General features: G+C 64.0%; 13 protein-coding genes. 6 read left to right on the top strand and 7 right to left on the bottom strand.

Annotated features, from left to right (window positions below; genetic code table 11):
- Nucleotides 1–39: 39 nt before the first annotated feature.
- Nucleotides 40–1536, bottom strand: a complete 1497-nt coding sequence (locus IEJ03_RS07295) for a sodium:alanine symporter family protein (protein WP_192036977.1) — start codon at nt 1534–1536, stop codon at nt 40–42.
- Nucleotides 1537–1784: 248 nt separating this feature from the next.
- On the opposite strand from IEJ03_RS07295, the gene IEJ03_RS07290 reads away from it, so the two are divergent.
- Nucleotides 1785–3377, top strand: coding sequence for a Na+/H+ antiporter NhaC family protein (locus tag IEJ03_RS07290; RefSeq protein ID WP_192036976.1), 1593 nt, complete (start codon nt 1785–1787; stop codon nt 3375–3377).
- 168 nt (nt 3378–3545) lie between these two features.
- On the opposite strand, the gene IEJ03_RS07285 is transcribed toward IEJ03_RS07290, so the two are convergent.
- Entirely contained in the window at nt 3546–5543 is a 1998-nt protein-coding gene (locus IEJ03_RS07285) for a propionyl-CoA synthetase (RefSeq protein WP_277950348.1), read from the bottom strand.
- 403 nt (nt 5544–5946) lie between these two features.
- Between IEJ03_RS07285 and IEJ03_RS07280 the strand changes: the two genes are divergently transcribed.
- Entirely contained in the window at nt 5947–6273 is a 327-nt protein-coding gene (locus IEJ03_RS07280) for a metalloregulator ArsR/SmtB family transcription factor (protein ID WP_192036974.1), read from the top strand.
- Between the two features lie 196 nt (nt 6274–6469).
- On the opposite strand, the gene sohB is transcribed toward IEJ03_RS07280, so the two are convergent.
- Entirely contained in the window at nt 6470–7504 is a 1035-nt protein-coding gene (gene sohB / locus IEJ03_RS07275) for a protease SohB (RefSeq protein ID WP_192036973.1), read from the bottom strand.
- Nucleotides 7505–7691: 187 nt separating this feature from the next.
- Between sohB and IEJ03_RS07270 the strand changes: the two genes are divergently transcribed.
- Entirely contained in the window at nt 7692–8000 is a 309-nt protein-coding gene (locus IEJ03_RS07270; RefSeq protein ID WP_192036972.1) for an SCP2 sterol-binding domain-containing protein, read from the top strand.
- A 75-nt stretch (nt 8001–8075) separates the two neighbouring features.
- Here the strand turns inward: IEJ03_RS07270 and nudC are convergent, their stop codons facing one another.
- The 4 genes from nudC to IEJ03_RS07250 all read right to left on the bottom strand — a co-directional run bounded on the left by nudC (nt 8076) and on the right by IEJ03_RS07250 (nt 10947).
- Nucleotides 8076–8861, bottom strand: a complete 786-nt coding sequence (nudC, locus tag IEJ03_RS07265; protein ID WP_192036971.1) for an NAD(+) diphosphatase — start codon at nt 8859–8861, stop codon at nt 8076–8078.
- Nucleotides 8861–9631 carry a DNA polymerase III subunit epsilon gene (dnaQ, locus tag IEJ03_RS07260; protein ID WP_192036970.1) on the bottom strand — a complete coding sequence of 257 codons (771 nt, stop codon included), beginning with the start codon at nt 9629–9631 and terminating at the stop codon, nt 8861–8863. Before dnaQ ends, nudC begins: the two co-directional genes overlap by 1 nt.
- Before the next feature lie 115 nt (nt 9632–9746).
- On the bottom strand, nt 9747–10208 hold the full coding sequence (rnhA, locus tag IEJ03_RS07255) for a ribonuclease HI (protein ID WP_192036969.1): 462 nt from the start codon (nt 10206–10208) through the stop codon (nt 9747–9749).
- A complete protein-coding gene (locus IEJ03_RS07250; protein ID WP_242458083.1) occupies nt 10201–10947 on the bottom strand; it encodes a methyltransferase domain-containing protein in 747 nt (248 codons plus the stop codon). Before IEJ03_RS07250 ends, rnhA begins: the two co-directional genes overlap by 8 nt.
- A 409-nt stretch (nt 10948–11356) precedes the next feature.
- On the opposite strand from IEJ03_RS07250, the gene gloB reads away from it, so the two are divergent.
- The 3 genes from gloB (at nt 11357) to IEJ03_RS07235 (ending at nt 15386) form a co-directional block, all read left to right on the top strand.
- Nucleotides 11357–12124, top strand: coding sequence for a hydroxyacylglutathione hydrolase (gloB, locus tag IEJ03_RS07245; protein WP_192036968.1), 768 nt, complete (start codon nt 11357–11359; stop codon nt 12122–12124).
- 68 nt (nt 12125–12192) lie between these two features.
- Entirely contained in the window at nt 12193–13380 is a 1188-nt protein-coding gene (locus IEJ03_RS07240; protein ID WP_192036967.1) for a transglycosylase SLT domain-containing protein, read from the top strand.
- 191 nt (nt 13381–13571) lie between these two features.
- Nucleotides 13572–15386: an extracellular solute-binding protein gene (locus IEJ03_RS07235; RefSeq protein WP_192037235.1), complete on the top strand. Its 1815-nt coding sequence runs from the start codon at nt 13572–13574 to the stop codon at nt 15384–15386.
- Nucleotides 15387–15404 lie beyond the last annotated feature (18 nt).

Below are 15404 nucleotides of genomic sequence, written 5' to 3'. Positions count from 1 at the left end.
CGCAGTATACCCGCTCCCTCAGAGAGGGGGAAACAGCGCCTAGCGGGCCTCGGCGGGCTTGCCGCTCTCCGAGGTCACCGGCGCATCACGCTCCGGCCAGGCCTGGGGATCGACCTTGCCGACGAGCTTGGGGAAGCGCCGCGGGTCGAACACCGGATCAACGCCGGCACGAACCTGACGGTCGTAGTCCTTGAACAGGGCAACGGCCAGGGGCGACAGCAGCAGGATCGCCACCAGGTTGATCAGCGCCATCATGCCCATCGACAGGTCGGCGAAGCCCCAGATGGCCTTCAGGCTGCTCACCGAGCCGATCATCACCATCGCCAGCACCGCCAGGCGATAGATGAACACCGCGGTGCGTGCACGACGCGGACCGGCCAGGTACTCGATGTTGCTCTCGCCATAGGAGTAGTTGGCGATCACCGAGGTGAAGGCGAACAGCAGGATCGCCACGGCGATGAACATGCCGCCCCAGTCACCGACGTGGGAGGACAGCGCCATCTGCGTGAGCTGGATACCGTTCGGGGCATCGCCGCTGGTCATCATCGGACCGGAGATGATGATGATCGCCGCCGTGGCGGTACAGATCACCAGGGTATCGAGAAAGACCCCCAGCATCTGGATGAAGCCCTGCGCCGCCGGATGGTTCGGCGAGGTGCTGGCGGTGGCGGCGGCGTTGGGCGCCGAGCCCATGCCGGCCTCGTTGGAGAAGAGGCCCCGCTTGATGCCCTGCATCATCGCCTGCGCCACGGCATAGCCCACGGCGCCACCGGCCGCCTGCTCGAGGCCGAAGGCGCTGCGCAGGATGGTCATGATCGCACCGGGCAGCTCGGAGGCATTCATCGCCACCACGATCAACGCCAGCGCGAGATACAGCACCGCCATCAGCGGCACGATCAGTTCGGCGACCCGGGCGATGGACTTCAGGCCACCGAAGATGATCGGCGTCACCACCACCACCAGGGCCGCACCGACGATCCAGGTCGGGATCTCGAAGGCCTGTTCCATGGCCAGGGCAATGGAGTTGGCCTGCACGCTGTTGAAGGCGAGGCCGAAGGCAATGATGAGGCAGACAGAGAAGGCCGTGGCCAGCCAGCGCGAGCCGAGGCCGCGCTCGATGTAATAGGCCGGCCCCCCGCGGAAGGTCTGATCACCGTGGTTGACCTTGTAGGCCTGTGCCAGAGTCGACTCGACGAAACTGGTCGACATGCCCACCAGGGCGGTCATCCACATCCAGAAGACGGCACCGGGGCCACCGAAGTAGATGGCCACCGCTACGCCGGCCAGGTTGCCGGTCCCTACGCGGGCCGCCAGGCTGGTCGACAGGGCCTGGAATGACGAAATGCCCGCCCCGCCCTCGCGGGAACGCTTGAGCAGCTTGAACATGTGGCCGAAATAGCGAAACTGCACACCGCCCGTCATGATGGTGAACAGCAGGCCGGCACCGATCAGCAGGTAGATCAGCACGCTGCCCCAGATCAGGCCGTTGCCGGCGCCGACCAGGTCGGTAAAAAGGTCAGAGAATGAAGCATCCATGGTAACGCTGGGCACCCTTTGTCGTCGTTGGTGCCCGCCATTCTTCATAGAATGCGCGGATGCGCAAGCATCTCCTCAAAACGGGGCTCTTTTGTCACACATCCACCAGGGTTTTGCCTAACCACGAGATTTTTTGCTGCACAAGCCCATCGCGCCTTTCTCCGCCCCCGGCACTCGGGCATAATCCGCGCCCCGGAAGCCCTCGACCATACGCTGCGCGCCCTGCGCCCAACACGATACCGATCCTCATGGAACTGACGTCACACGCCACCTCCTATCTGTCACTGCTGGCCCCGCTGGTGGCCATTGGCCTTGCCGTGATCACCCGACGCGTCCTGCTATCGCTTGCCATGGGCAGCCTGGTGGGCGCGCTGCTGCTTTATGACTTCCAGCCCCTGCCCACCCTCCAGGGCCTGGCCGGTCGGCTGATCGGCGTGTTCTGGACGCTACCCGAGCCGGGTGCCACAGGCCTCGGTGAAGCCAACGGCTGGAACCTGTCGATCCTTGCCTTCCTGCTGCTGCTAGGCGCCATGGTCGCGCTGGTCACGCTGTCCGGCGGCACGCGAGCCTTCGGTGAATGGGCCCGGGAACACGTCAGGACCCGCCGCGGCGCGCAGGTCACCACGGTATTGCTGGGCGCGGTCATCTTCATCGATGACTACTTCAACAGCCTCGCCGTCGGCAACATCAGTCGACCGCTGACCGACCGACAGGGCATCTCCCGCGCCAAGCTCGCCTATCTGATCGACTCCACCGCCGCCCCGATCTGCGTGATCACCCCGATCTCCAGCTGGGGGGCCTACATCATCAGCCTGATCGGCGGAGTACTGGTCACTCACGCCGTCACCGACATCACTGCTCTCAAGGCCTTCCTGGAAATCTCGGCGCTGAACTTCTATGCCATCAGTGCCCTGGTGCTGGTGCTGGCCAGCGCCTGGCTGGATCTGGATCTCGGCGCCATGCGCCGGCATGCCGCCATGGCCCGCCAGGGACAGGTCTTCGATGCCTCCCGCGGCGAGCCGCCCGGCAACCTGACCATCGAAGAGGCGCCGGGCGGGCGCACCCGCGATCTGCTGATGCCGATCCTGATCCTGGTGGCCGCTACCGTGGCGATGATTGTCTATACCGGGGCGACGGCACTGCGTACCGAGGGCGTCGCCTTCAGCCTGCTGGGCGCCTTCGAGCAGACCGACGTCGCGCGATCACTGCTCGTCGGCGGCGCCGTGGCCCTGGTGGCTACCCTTGCGCTGCTGTGGCCGCGGTCATCGGTGCGCCGCCGCGCCGGCCTCGCCCTGCTGCGCGGCATCCATAGCATGCTGCCGGCGGTGTATATCCTGGTACTGGCCTGGCTATTGACCGGCATCATCTCGGATCTGGGCACCGGCGCCTACCTGGCCAGCCTGGTCGAGGGCGTGCTGGCTGCCCAGTGGCTACCGATGCTGCTGTTCGTGCTGGCCGGCCTCATGGCGTTCGCCACCGGTACCAGCTGGGGTACCTTCGGCATCATGCTGCCCATCGCCGGCGACATGGCGGCGGCCACCGAACTGGCCATGCTGCTGCCGATGATGGGTGCGGTATTGGCCGGGGCCGTCTTCGGCGATCACTGCTCGCCGATTTCCGACACCACCATCCTCTCCTCCACCGGCGCCGCCTGCCATCACATCGACCACGTGCTCACCCAGCTGCCCTATGCAGGCCTGGGGGCGATGTCCACTCTCGCCGGCTACCTGACGCTGGGCCTCGGCGGCACCAGCCTGCTGGGCCTGATCGTCACGCTGACGACCCTGGCCCTTGCCGTGGCCTGGCAGCACCATCGTCAACAGCGTGCCGCGATCGCCTGACGCAGCCGCTTGGGCTCCACCCCACTCGCATGACAGGCTGCACAAAGAAGAGGCCACCCTCGATGAGAGTGGCCTCTTGCCGGTGGGGAGCTAGCTCTGATCAACCGGCGCTGACTGGCAGTGTCGCGACAGCCATCATGTACAACAGGTCGTCATCCCCCCGCAGGATCAGTCCCGGGACTGGGCCTGACTCGCCAGGCCCAGGTCGCGTTCGCACATCAAATCATGCACCTCCTGCAGGCTGGTCGGATCATCGATGGTAGAGGGAATCGCGAACTCCTTGCCATCAGCGATGGTGCGCAGCAACTTGCGCAGGATCTTGCCCGACCGGGTCTTGGGCAAGCGGTTTACCACCAGCACCTGCTTGAGACTGGCGATGGCGCCAATCCGCTCGCGCACCAGGGCCATCAGTGCCTCCTCGAGGGCAGGCTCGTCGCCGTCGAAGCCATCCTTGGGAATGACCAGCCCTACCGGCACCTGCCCCTTCAGCGCATCGTGAATGCCAATCACCGCACACTCGGCGACGGCGGGATGGCCGCCAAGCACCTCCTCCATTTCCCCTGTGGAGAGGCGATGCCCGGCGACATTGATGACATCATCGGTACGCCCCATGATGAAGAGATACCCGTCTTCATCGAAGTGACCACCATCGCCAGTCAGGTAACAGCCCGGGAACGCCGACATGTAGGCCTGCTGGAAGCGCAAGGGATCCCCCCAGATGCCCGCCAGGCAACCCGGAGGCATCGGCTCGCGAATCACCACGCTGCCCTCTTCTCCCACCGTCACCGGTTCGCCATCGCGACCCAGCACCTGAACATTGAAGCCGGGCACGGGGAAGGTCGCCGAGCCTGCCTTGCTGGGCACGGGCGCGAGTCCCTGTAGATTGGCGGCAATCGGCCAGCCGGTCTCGGTCTGCCACCAGTGGTCAATCACGGGCACCTTCAGCAGGTCATTGAGCCAGTGGTAGGTCGGCGGGTCGAGTCGCTCACCGGCCAGGAACAAGGACTTGAGGCAGGAGATGTCGTACTTCTCGAGCCACTTGCCGTCCGGGTCCTCCTTCTTGATGGCGCGAAAGGCCGTCGGGGCGGTGAAGAACGTCTTCACACCATACTCGGCGATCAACCGCCAGAAGGCGCCAGCATCCGGCGTGCGCACCGGCTTGCCCTCATAGACCAGGGTGGTGCAGCCGCGCAGCAACGGGGCATAGACGATATAGGAATGCCCCACCACCCAGCCCACGTCAGAGGCCGAGAAGAACACCTCTCCGGGAGCCATGTCGTAGATGACATCCATGGAATAATGCAGCGCCACGGCATGACCGCCATTGTCGCGCACCACGCCCTTGGGTTTCCCGGTGGTGCCTGAGGTGTAAAGAATATACAACGGATCGGTGGCCTTGACCGGCACACAGGCCACCGGCTCGGCTTCACCGACCAGCGACACCCAGTCATGGTCCCGTGGACCGAGTTCGGTCCGCGCCTGGTCGCGCTGCAGAATGACGCAGCCCTCAGGCTGATGTCGGCTCTGCGTCAGTGCCTCATCAAGCATCGGCTTGTAGGGAATGACCCGATCGATCTCGATCCCGCAGGAGGCCGCCACCACCACCTTTGGCTCGGCATCGTCGATGCGCATGGCGAGTTCATGGGGGGCAAAGCCGCCAAACACCACCGAATGAATGGCGCCCAGTCGCGCGCAGGCGTACATGGCCACCAGTGCCTCAGGCACCATGGGCATATAGATCACCACGCGATCGCCCTTGGCGACGCCCAGCTTTTCAAGCGCTCCGGCAAAGACCGCCACCTCATCGCGCAATTCCCGGTAGCTCAGTCGCCGGCGCTGCCCGGTCACCGGCGAGTCCCACAGCACGGCGGCCTGATTTCCGCGACCCTGATCGACGTGGTAGTCCAGCGCGGCATGGCAGGTGTTCATTTCACCATCCACGTACCAGCGAGCATGCCCCTGCTCGTCATGCTCGAGGATGGTCTTGGGCGGTGTCATCCAGGGGATACGACGAGACTCTTCGGCCCAGAAAGACTCGGGGGAATCGATGGCATGACGGTAGGCATCCTGATAGCGGCTCATGGCAGCACCCTTCTTGAAATGAGCGTCCTCGACGACAGTGCCGGCGCAACGGCAAGTCGACCCGTGCGAGATGATTGTTGACACTCTAGAGTTTTCTTCAGGATTTTCTCTGCGACAATGGGCTAATTATTGATCTTTACGGTAATATTGTTGACAAAAACATCGCTCATCAGGGCACACCTTGCCGCCTACCCCCGCCAGCCAAGCGTTGATACTACGTTAGACTTAAGTGATTCATGCTTGCAGTGTTAATAAAATTTTACTAAACCAATATAAAAGAATCGCTTAATGAGGCGAGAAACATCCATCCGATGACTTCGTAGAAAGCCTCATTATTGGCCGCTCCGTTTCTCGAAGGGCGACATACGACAACGGTGCCGGCAACCTGCCAGGGAAGGTGATCAATCGGCATTTCCCATCCTGCGTGTCCTGCATGCCTCGCTGGTGATACCACGATTGCACGACCGCACCGCCAGGAGACCACTTCATGAGCCCGCGGCAACCCGCCATCCAACTGCTTGAAGCCGGAGATCCCGTGTTGAGCTCGGCCACTTCGCTACTCAAGGCCATGGCGAACGAAAACCGGCTCCGCATTCTCTGCCTTCTCGAAGAGGCCGAGCTCTCTGTTTCCGAGCTGAATGCGCGCCTGAGCCTCAGTCAATCCGCCCTCTCTCAACATCTGGCCATTCTCCGCCGGGAAGGCATGGTCACCACCCGGCGAGCGTCGCAGACCATCTACTATTCTCTGCAGGGTGATCAGGCGCGGATCGTCATCGATGCCCTGAGCCGGCTCTTCCTGAACCAGGCCTCCTGATTGTGGTGAAACCCAAGTAGCCGACAGCACAAGACGCGCACGGGCCGTCACCATCGGGCGATGGTGACGGCCCGTGCCTCCAGCTACTCGGCGTTGACCAGATGGACTTGAGACGGGGCTTATGTGAAGCGCCTGGACACGCTCACGCCCCGTCGCCCGACGAGGGGATACCATGACACCGGGTTAGCTCCGACGGTCAACGCTTGAGCCAGCGGCTTGCATCCACCGCTTCCAGCAGCCGAGTCACGCCACGCTCGACACCGGCCGACAGCGATAGCCCCAGCCGCTCGGGCAGACGCTTCTGGGCTTCCAAGCGCACGGAGAAGACCCGCGCCTCCTGCATGCGCGAGAGCAGGTACGCATCACTGGTCATGACCTCGTCGGCCAGCCCCTTCTCGACGGCCTCGCGGCCGTACCATATCTCGCCGGTGGCCAGCTGTTCGGTATCCATCGACGGGCGTCGCTCGGCGATATGACGCTTGAAGAGTTCGTGGGTATGCTCCAGATCCGCGAGAAACTTGTCGCGCCCCTCCTCGGTATTTTCCCCCAGCACCGTCAGCGTGCGCTTGTAGCGTCCCGCGGTCAGTACCTCGACATCGACATCGTGACGCTTCAACAGACGATGGACATTCGGCACCTGAGCCACCACGCCGATCGAGCCCAGCACCGCAAAGGGCGCCACCTGCACCCTGTCGGCACAGCAGGCCATCATGTAACCGCCGCTCGCCGCCACCTTGTCGACGCAGATGCGGGTGGTCACGCCCGCCTCGCGCAGGCGATCCAGCTGGGCGGCGGCCAGCCCATAGGCGTGGACCAGCCCGCCGGCGGACTCGAGACGCACCACTACTTCGTCGCCCTCTTCCACCACCTCCAGTAACGCGGAAACTTCCTCGGCCAGACGCGACGTCCCGGACGCCTTCAGGTCTCCATGGAAATCGAGCACCCAGACATTAGCCTGCGAAGCATCATCACGCTGTTGCTTGTGTTTGCGCTTGTCATCGCGGCGAAAGCCTTTCAGCAGCCGCTTACGCCCCTGAGGCTCGGCGGCCGCCACCTTCAGGCGCCGTACCCGCTTGCGTTGGCGCTGGTTCAGCTCCTCGATACGCAGCTGAGCGCGCTCCTCCCCCTCACCACGACCTCGGTTGATCAGCACCATGACGACCGCCAGCATGGCCAGCAGGGTCAGGGCCTGAGCAAAAAATAACGCATAATCCTGTAGCCAGTCGTTCACTCCACTCTCCTTCGGCGTGGGGCTGATCATTGGGCTGTGTGCCTCATCTTGCCGGACGCAGGGAAAAGCGTCTGTCAGCCCCTCATGATAAAGACTTGATTAAAACATCCCCTTTAAATAGCCTCACCCTATCAAAGGCTATCGCTTTCAGCCCCTCCTTGCCGCCACCGTCATTCAAGGATTCGTCATGACCGACAATGTACTCGATAAGCTCCAGACACGCTTCGACCCACAAGCCGCCGTAGGCATGGACGATGTCTTCCAGTTCAATTTCAGCGACAAGGGCAGCTATTATCTGGTGGTCAAGAACGGCAACTTGGATGTCCAGGCAGGTGAACACGACGACCCGTCGGTGACGCTGTCGATGTCCAGCGACACCCTCAGGGGCGTGATGAGTGGCGATATCAGCGGCATGAGCGCCTTTATGAGTGGCCAGCTCAAGGCGACCGGTAACGTCATGCTGGCCACACGCCTCAGCAGCCTTTTTCCCCGCTGAGCCGTGTCGTCGCGGCGCCATACCCCCTTGCACGGGTGGCGCCGCGGCTCTGCCTAAGCGGCCGTGTTTGCCCCCTCAGTGACCACGAGCGGCGACAGATTTTAGATGGGTCTCGATCAGCTGGCGCGAAATCGAGAAGGGTGGCGGCAGCTCAGGAAGCGCCTGGGGCAGGAACCAGTCGGCATCGGCGATCTCGTGATCATCGATGCGAATCTTACGGCTCGCCGCCTCGGCGAAGAACCCCAGCATCAGCGAATGCGGAAATGGCCAGGCCTGGCTACGGAAGTAGCTGATGCGTCCCACCGAGACCCCGACTTCCTCACCGACCTCGCGACGCACGGCTTCCTCTGCCGACTCCCCGGGCTCGATGAACCCTGCCAGCGTCGAGTAGCGCCCCGCCGGAAAACGCGGACTGCGCCCCAGCAACATGGCGTCACCATGAGTCACCAGGGTGATGATGCAGGGCGATATCCGAGGATAGTTGCGGTGCCCGCAGGCGTCGCAATGCATCGCAAACTCCCAGGCCACATGCCGCGTTCGGCTCCCGCAACGACCACAGAAGCGATGATCCTGCCACCAGTTGGCGACCTGCAAGGCCGTCGATAGCAGGGGAAAATAGGCCTCCGGCAAGTGCGACAGCCAGGCGCGCCCATCTGGCCATTGCTCCGCCGCCAAAGGATCGTCATCGTCGAAGACCAGGGCGACCGGCTCATCCTGCCAGTAGCCGAGAGGCAGCGCCTCGGCCGGCCAGGGCGTCGGCCCACGCAGAGGCACATCATCCTCACCGGGAGCGATGCGCCCGCGATGCAGGTGTAAAAGCCAGCCCCTGGTGGCTCCCTTGGGAAGAATGCGTTGGAACATCAGCCTGCCTCACCCTCACCAGACGCAGGCACCCGCGACCAGCCCGGCAGGCCATCCCAGGCACACTCGCCCGCCGCCTCACGAATGGCGTCCAGCTTGGCATGATGCGCCGACAGCTCAGCGTCGTCGGGGGCGATGACCGCCAGGCGAGGCCGCTGGTCGTCTAGGCGCCGGATGCCGCTGCTGTGCTGGGCGCTTTCCTGCTCATTGCCAGACCGGGCCTCCAGGGTCAGGGCCGTCTGGCCGCCGGTCATGTGCAGATAGACATCGGCCAGGATCTCGGCATCCAGCAGCGCCCCGTGCAGCACGCGGTGGCCATTGTCGATCTGGTATCGCTTGCACAGGGCATCCAGGCTATTGCGCTGCCCGGGGTGCATCTTGCGCGCCATGACCAGCGTATCGAGGATTCGGCAATGCTCGGCCACTGGCCCCAGCGAGGAGCCACGCTTGGCGTTGAGCAGCGACAGCTCGTGATCGATGAAGCCCACATCGAAGGGTGCGTTGTGAATCACCAGTTCGGCGCCCTCGATGAAGGCCCAGAACTCATCTGCGATGGCAGCAAACACCGGCTCGTCGGCGACACGCTCGTTGGTGATGCCGTGAATGCCGATCGCCTCTTCCTCGATCGCCCGCTCCGGATTGATGAACTGATGATAGGTCCGCCCGGTCAGGCGCCGATTGATCATCTCCACGCCCCCGATCTCGATCAGGCGGTGGCCATCCCGCGGATCGATGCCGGTCGTCTCGGTATCCAGAATGATCTGACGCATGATATCTCTCTAATGTAGGGGCGAACTTGAAGGCCAGCGGCAGAGGGCTGACAGGATAGAAAAAGAGGTCGCACGGAGTCTGTGATGAATAAGGCCGAAACGCTGGTGATCGTCGTCAGGCGCGGGCGGCCTGGTGCTCGTCGATGGCCTCGTTGGCCAGGGCATCCGCGGCCTCGTTGCCGGGATGGCCGCTGTGGCCCTTGACCCAGTGCCAGGCGATACGGTGTCGATGCGTCTCTTCCAGCAATTCCTGCCAGAGCTCGGCGTTCTTCACCGGCTGACGCGACGCCGTCTTCCAGCCGCGCTTCTGCCAACCATGGATCCACTCGGTGATGCCCTTGCGGAGGTACTGGGAGTCGGTCCAGAGCGCCACCTCACACTCGCGCTTAAGCTCACGCAAAGCCATGATCGCCGCCATCAGCTCCATGCGGTTGTTGGTGGTTCTGGCCTCGAATCCCTTGAGCCGTTTCTCGTGATCACCGCTCTGCAACAGCGCCCCCCACCCCCCGGGGCCGGGGTTTCCGCGGCAGGCTCCATCGGTATAGATCGTCACGCTCGGCAATGCGGTGTCAGTCACCCTCGGTCATCCTGTCGGGTTGTCGCGCCAGCCCGGTCGCCCGACCCACGGTTGCGGCGCCGAGCGAGGAGCCCAGCGTCAGTCGCGGTCGCTGGACATTCGCCAGCCGAGAACGGCGGCGGGCACGTATCATGAACGTATCCCCGAGCGGCAGGTTATAGCGGCGGCCCAGGGCCTCGAGGCCGGTATTGCGAGGTGCGCTGCCCGGCCAGTGAAAACCGCAGTAGTCTACCCGCTCGATCTCGAAGTCGACAAATGCCAGCCAGTCCTTGAGCCTCCCCGGCGTGCGCCACTGCCCGCGCCAGGGCAACTGCCGTCGCCTGTTCGGCAACACTCGGTTCCAGCCTGACACGCCCTGTGGCGCCCAACCGAAGATCAGGAGACGCCCATCATCCGCCGTGACCCGGGCCGCTTCCTGAAGGACATGATGAGGATCGTCCACCACTTCCAGCAGATGATGGACCAGCACCAGCGACAGCGCCTCGTCCGGAAGCGGCAACTGATCCGGCGCGCACACCAGCGTCGCCGGCTGATCGGCCAGCTCTCGCGTCGGTGACCACTGCATGGCATGGGTGATCGGGCACATGTCCGTGAGCCTTGGGGCCATGCCCAGCTCCAGGCTGTGAGTACCGAACAGGCGCTCGCACACCGGCCCCAGGCAGGCACGCTCGGCGGCCCAATGGGCTCGGCCATCCGCGCTGGACCAGTAGCGGCGGGCCTCTCGGACCAGAGTAGCCAAGGCTATCGGGTCGGATGAATTTGACACGCTATGTCGAAGCCTCCAAAGTGTTGCCCATTTGTGGCGACCGCCATCCCGCTCAAGTCTCGGATGGCCTGTCAAAAAGGCGCCAGATCCATCGGATCATCGCGATTTTGCCCGTGACCCTGACCGATCTGAAGCTTCGTTGACACCGTTAACAGGCATCGCTCTCGAGTAGTCTTGTCAGGAATTATGGCAGATACGCCATGACGGTACCGTCATGGCGCAATCAGGATGATGACGAACAGCGCTGATCCCTGGCCGGCTCATGCAAGATGGCGACCCTCGCCCTCACCATGCGCGTCAGGCTCCCTGTTCGCAACTGCTGAGCACAACATAGCAGCACGAGCCGCCTGAATTGATGCAGCCATATTCGAGGACCTATTCCATGCTGAGCGTGACACCGATCCCGGCCTTCAACGACAACTACATTTGGCTCCTTCGCCAGGACACCAGCGACAAGGTAGCCGTTGTCGACCCGGGCGATGCGGCGCCGGTAATCGAAACCCTGGAGCGCGAGGGCCTGACCCTCGCCACCATCCTGATCACCCATCATCATCCGGACCATACCGGCGGCCTGCCCGAGCTGATCCAGCGCTACCGTCCTCGCGTCATCGGCCCGGATAACCCGCGCATCGACGGCATCGACGAGCGGCTTAGTGATGGGGACGAATGCCTGGTGATGGGGCGTCGCTTCGAGGTGATGGCGGTTCCCGGCCACACCTTGGATCACATCGCCTTCTTTGCCGCCGGCGTCCCTCCCCTGCTGTTGTGCGGCGACACCCTATTCTCCGGCGGCTGCGGTCGCATGTTCGAGGGCACCGCCGAGCAGATGCATGCCTCGCTGTCGCGCCTGTCCGCCTTGCCCGGCGACACGCTGGTGTTCGCCGCTCACGAATACACCCTAGCCAACCTGCGTTTCGCCAAGGCAGCCGATCCCGACAATGCCCTGCTGGATGCCTACCAGCGTGACTGCCAGCGGGCGCGAGAGCTGGAGCGCCCGACGCTGCCCAGCAACATGGCCCGCGAGCTGCAGATCAACCCGTTCCTGCGCAGCGACCAGCCCGGCGTTCAGCGGGCCGCTGCCACCCAGGGCGATGCCGACACGCCGCTCGCCACCTTCGCCACCCTTCGCGCCTGGAAGGATGCGTTCTGACGCATCCCGGCCCCGACCCATCAGCCCCTGGACGCTTCACCACTGCGCCCACGAGGACGCCTAGCTCTATGTCAACCTACATCACCGCACGTCGCCGGGCCATTGGCCTGGCCGGCACCCTTATCATTAGCAGCCTGACCCTGGCCGCCGTAGCCGCCAAGGCCAGCACCTATCATCCTGGCCAGAGCCCGCGCACCGACGACGACCGCCCGACAACCCTCAAGGCCAATGAGCAGCCGGCAATGCACTTCTGGGATGCGCTGGTCCTGGAGCCTCAAGGATTCTGGGACATCCTGCGCCAGCGCTTCGCCTGGCAGGACGAGATCGATCATCCCCGCGTTCAGGAGTGGATCGACCATTATCAGGCGCACCCCGAGAGCATTGCCGATATCATCGAGCGCTCACGCCCCTGGATGCACTGGATTACCAGTCGTGTCGAAGCACGAGGCCTGCCCGGCGAGATCGCCCTGCTGCCCTTCATCGAAAGCGCCTTCGATACCCGGGCGCGCAGCCATCGCGGCGCCTCCGGGCTATGGCAGTTCATGCCGCGCACCGGTGATGCCCTGGGGCTGACTCGCACTCGGGGTTATGACGGCCGCCTCGACGTGGTCGCCGCCACCGAGGCGGCGCTCGACTACCTCGAGGGACAGGCCGATCAGTGGTACGAGGGCGACATGGAGCTGTCGCTGGCGGCCTATAACGCCGGTGCCGGCACCGTCAACAGGGCACGCCGCGCCGCCGCGAGCCGCGGCGAACCCACCGATTACTGGCACCTGCGCCTGCCGGGCGAGACCATGGACTATGTCCCCAAGCTGCTGGCGATCTCGGCGATCATCAATGATCCCGAGCGCTATGCGCTGTCGCTACCGACCATCGACAACACCCCTGCCGTCGCCGCAGTGGAGGTCGATGTCCCCCTGAGCCTCGAGCGCCTGGCCGAGATGGCGGACGTCAGCCCGCGTCGACTCGCGGCACTCAATCCCGGCCACCTGGATGGCTTCGCGGACCCGGCCTACACCCCGGAACTGGTGGTGCCGGCCGATGCCAAGGACACCCTGCTGGCCAACCTGGATAATGTCTCTACCGGAGCCGTGCGCTACGTGGTGCGCAGTGGCGACAACCTCTCGGTCATCGCCGACCAGCACAACGTCAGCCTGGCATCCCTTCGCCAGCGAAATGGCCTCAGCGGCGACATGATTCGCGCCGGTCAGACGCTCTACATCCCCGACCAGACCATCCTCGCCTCCAACGGCTAGGGCGCCCGAGGCGAATTTACGACCTTTCCCCGGCGTCAGCGGTCGGCAGAGTTTACAAGTCACGCATGGGCTGACACCTTATCCGCTGGGCTCGGGTCACCAGACCCGTAGCCGCCTGACCGGATTCAAGGACGTCACCGATGATCACTGCCTCTCTGCCTCTCCGCGCCCACTCGAGCAGCGGTCGCTCGATGGGCCCATGGCTCGCCGCCGTCGCCCTGCTCTTGCCCGCTTTTGCCCAGGCGTCCTCTCCGGTCGCCACAGTGCATGGCCTGGCGCTCTATGGTGAGCCTGCTCTGCCGGAAGACTTTAGCCACTTCCCCTACGTCAATCCCGCCGCCCCCAAGGGCGGAAGCCTGCTGCGGGCGGCGATCGGCGGCAGTTTCGATTCCACCAACCCCTTCATCGTGCGTGGCACCGCCGCCGCCGACCTGAGCCAGATCTACGACACCCTGCTCCAGGGCAACCCCGACGAGACCTTTTCGAGTTATGGCCTCTTGGCAGAGGGCATGCGACTGGACCCGGAGCGACGCTGGATCGAGTTCGACCTGCGCCCCGAGGCCCGCTTCCACGACGGTGAGCCGGTCGAGGCCAGCGACGTGGTGTTCAGCTTCGAGACCCTGACCGAACAGGGACAGCCCTTCTATGCGGCCTACTACGCGGACGTCACCGAGGTCCGGGCGCTGGATGACGACACCGTCCGCTTCGAGTTCGCCCCGAACAACTCCCGGGAGCTGCCGCTGATCATCGGTCAGCTGCCGATCCTGCCCGAGCACTACTGGGCAGAGCGCGACTTCACCGCCACGACGCTGGACCCTCTGCTGGGCTCCGGGCCCTATCGCATCAGCGAGGTGCAGCCAGGCCGACGCATCGTCTATGCGCGGGTCGAGGACTATTGGGGCAAGGACCTGCCGGTCAATCAGGGCCGCCACAATATCGACGAGCTGGTCTATGACTACTATCGGGATCAGACCGTGGCCCTGGAAGCCTTCAAGGCCGGCAATCTGGACATGCGGATCGAATCCAGCGCCCGCCAATGGGCCACCGCCTATGACTTCCCGGCCGCCGAAAACGGCCTGGTCAAGCAATTGAACATTCCCGACGGCCAGCCCTCCGGTATGCAGGCCTATGTGATGAACCTGCGCCGCGAGACCTTCCAGGACCCACAGGTGCGCGAGGCCATCAACCTGGCCTTCGACTTTCCCTGGCTCAATGACAACCTCTTCTATGGCGCCTACGAGCGCACCGAAAGCTTCTTCGAGAATTCACCGATGGCGGCCACGGCCCTGCCCTCAGTGGACGAGCTGGCACTCCTCGAGCCCCACCGGGACCAGCTGCCCGCGGCCGTCTTCGAGACCCCGCTGCCGCTCGAAGAACCCGAGAAGCTCCGCCCGCGCCTGGCCAAGGCCCTGGAGCTCTTGAATGAGGCCGGCTATGTGGTGCGCGACGGGGTAATGACGCAGGTGGAGACCGGCGAGCCGCTGCGCCTCGAGGTCCTGCTCTACGACACCCAGTTCGAACGGGTCGTCCAGCCGCTACTGCGCAACCTGGCCCGGCTCGGCGTTGATGGCGACATCCGTATCGTCGACGTCAACCAGTACCTGAACCGGCTGCGCAGCTTCGATTACGACATGATCGTCGGCAGCTTCCCGCAATCGAACAATCCCGGTAACGAGCAACGCGAGTTCTGGACCAGCGCCTATGCCCACAAGCCTCAGAGCCGCAACCTCATCGGCCTGGAAAACCCGGTGATCGATTCCCTGGTCGAGACCCTGATTCGCGCCGACAGCCGCGAGGCGCTGAATACCGCCGCCCGAGCCCTGGACAGGGTCCTTCGCCATGGACACTATGTGGTGCCCCAGTGGCACCTCGACAAGACGCGGATCGCACTGTGGGACATGTTCGCCTATCCTCAGCCGTTTCCGGAATACAATCTGGACCTGGCCGCCTGGTGGGTAGATCCGGACCGGGCAATCGAGATTCGAAAGCGCCAACGCAGCCGCTGACCCACATATCTGAAGAAC

It is taken from the genome of Halomonas sp. YLGW01 (genome assembly GCF_014840935.1).
Lineage (GTDB): Bacteria > Pseudomonadota > Gammaproteobacteria > Pseudomonadales > Halomonadaceae > Onishia.
Note: the sequence above shows the minus strand (reverse complement) of the source record. Positions and strands in the feature narration are given on the sequence as shown.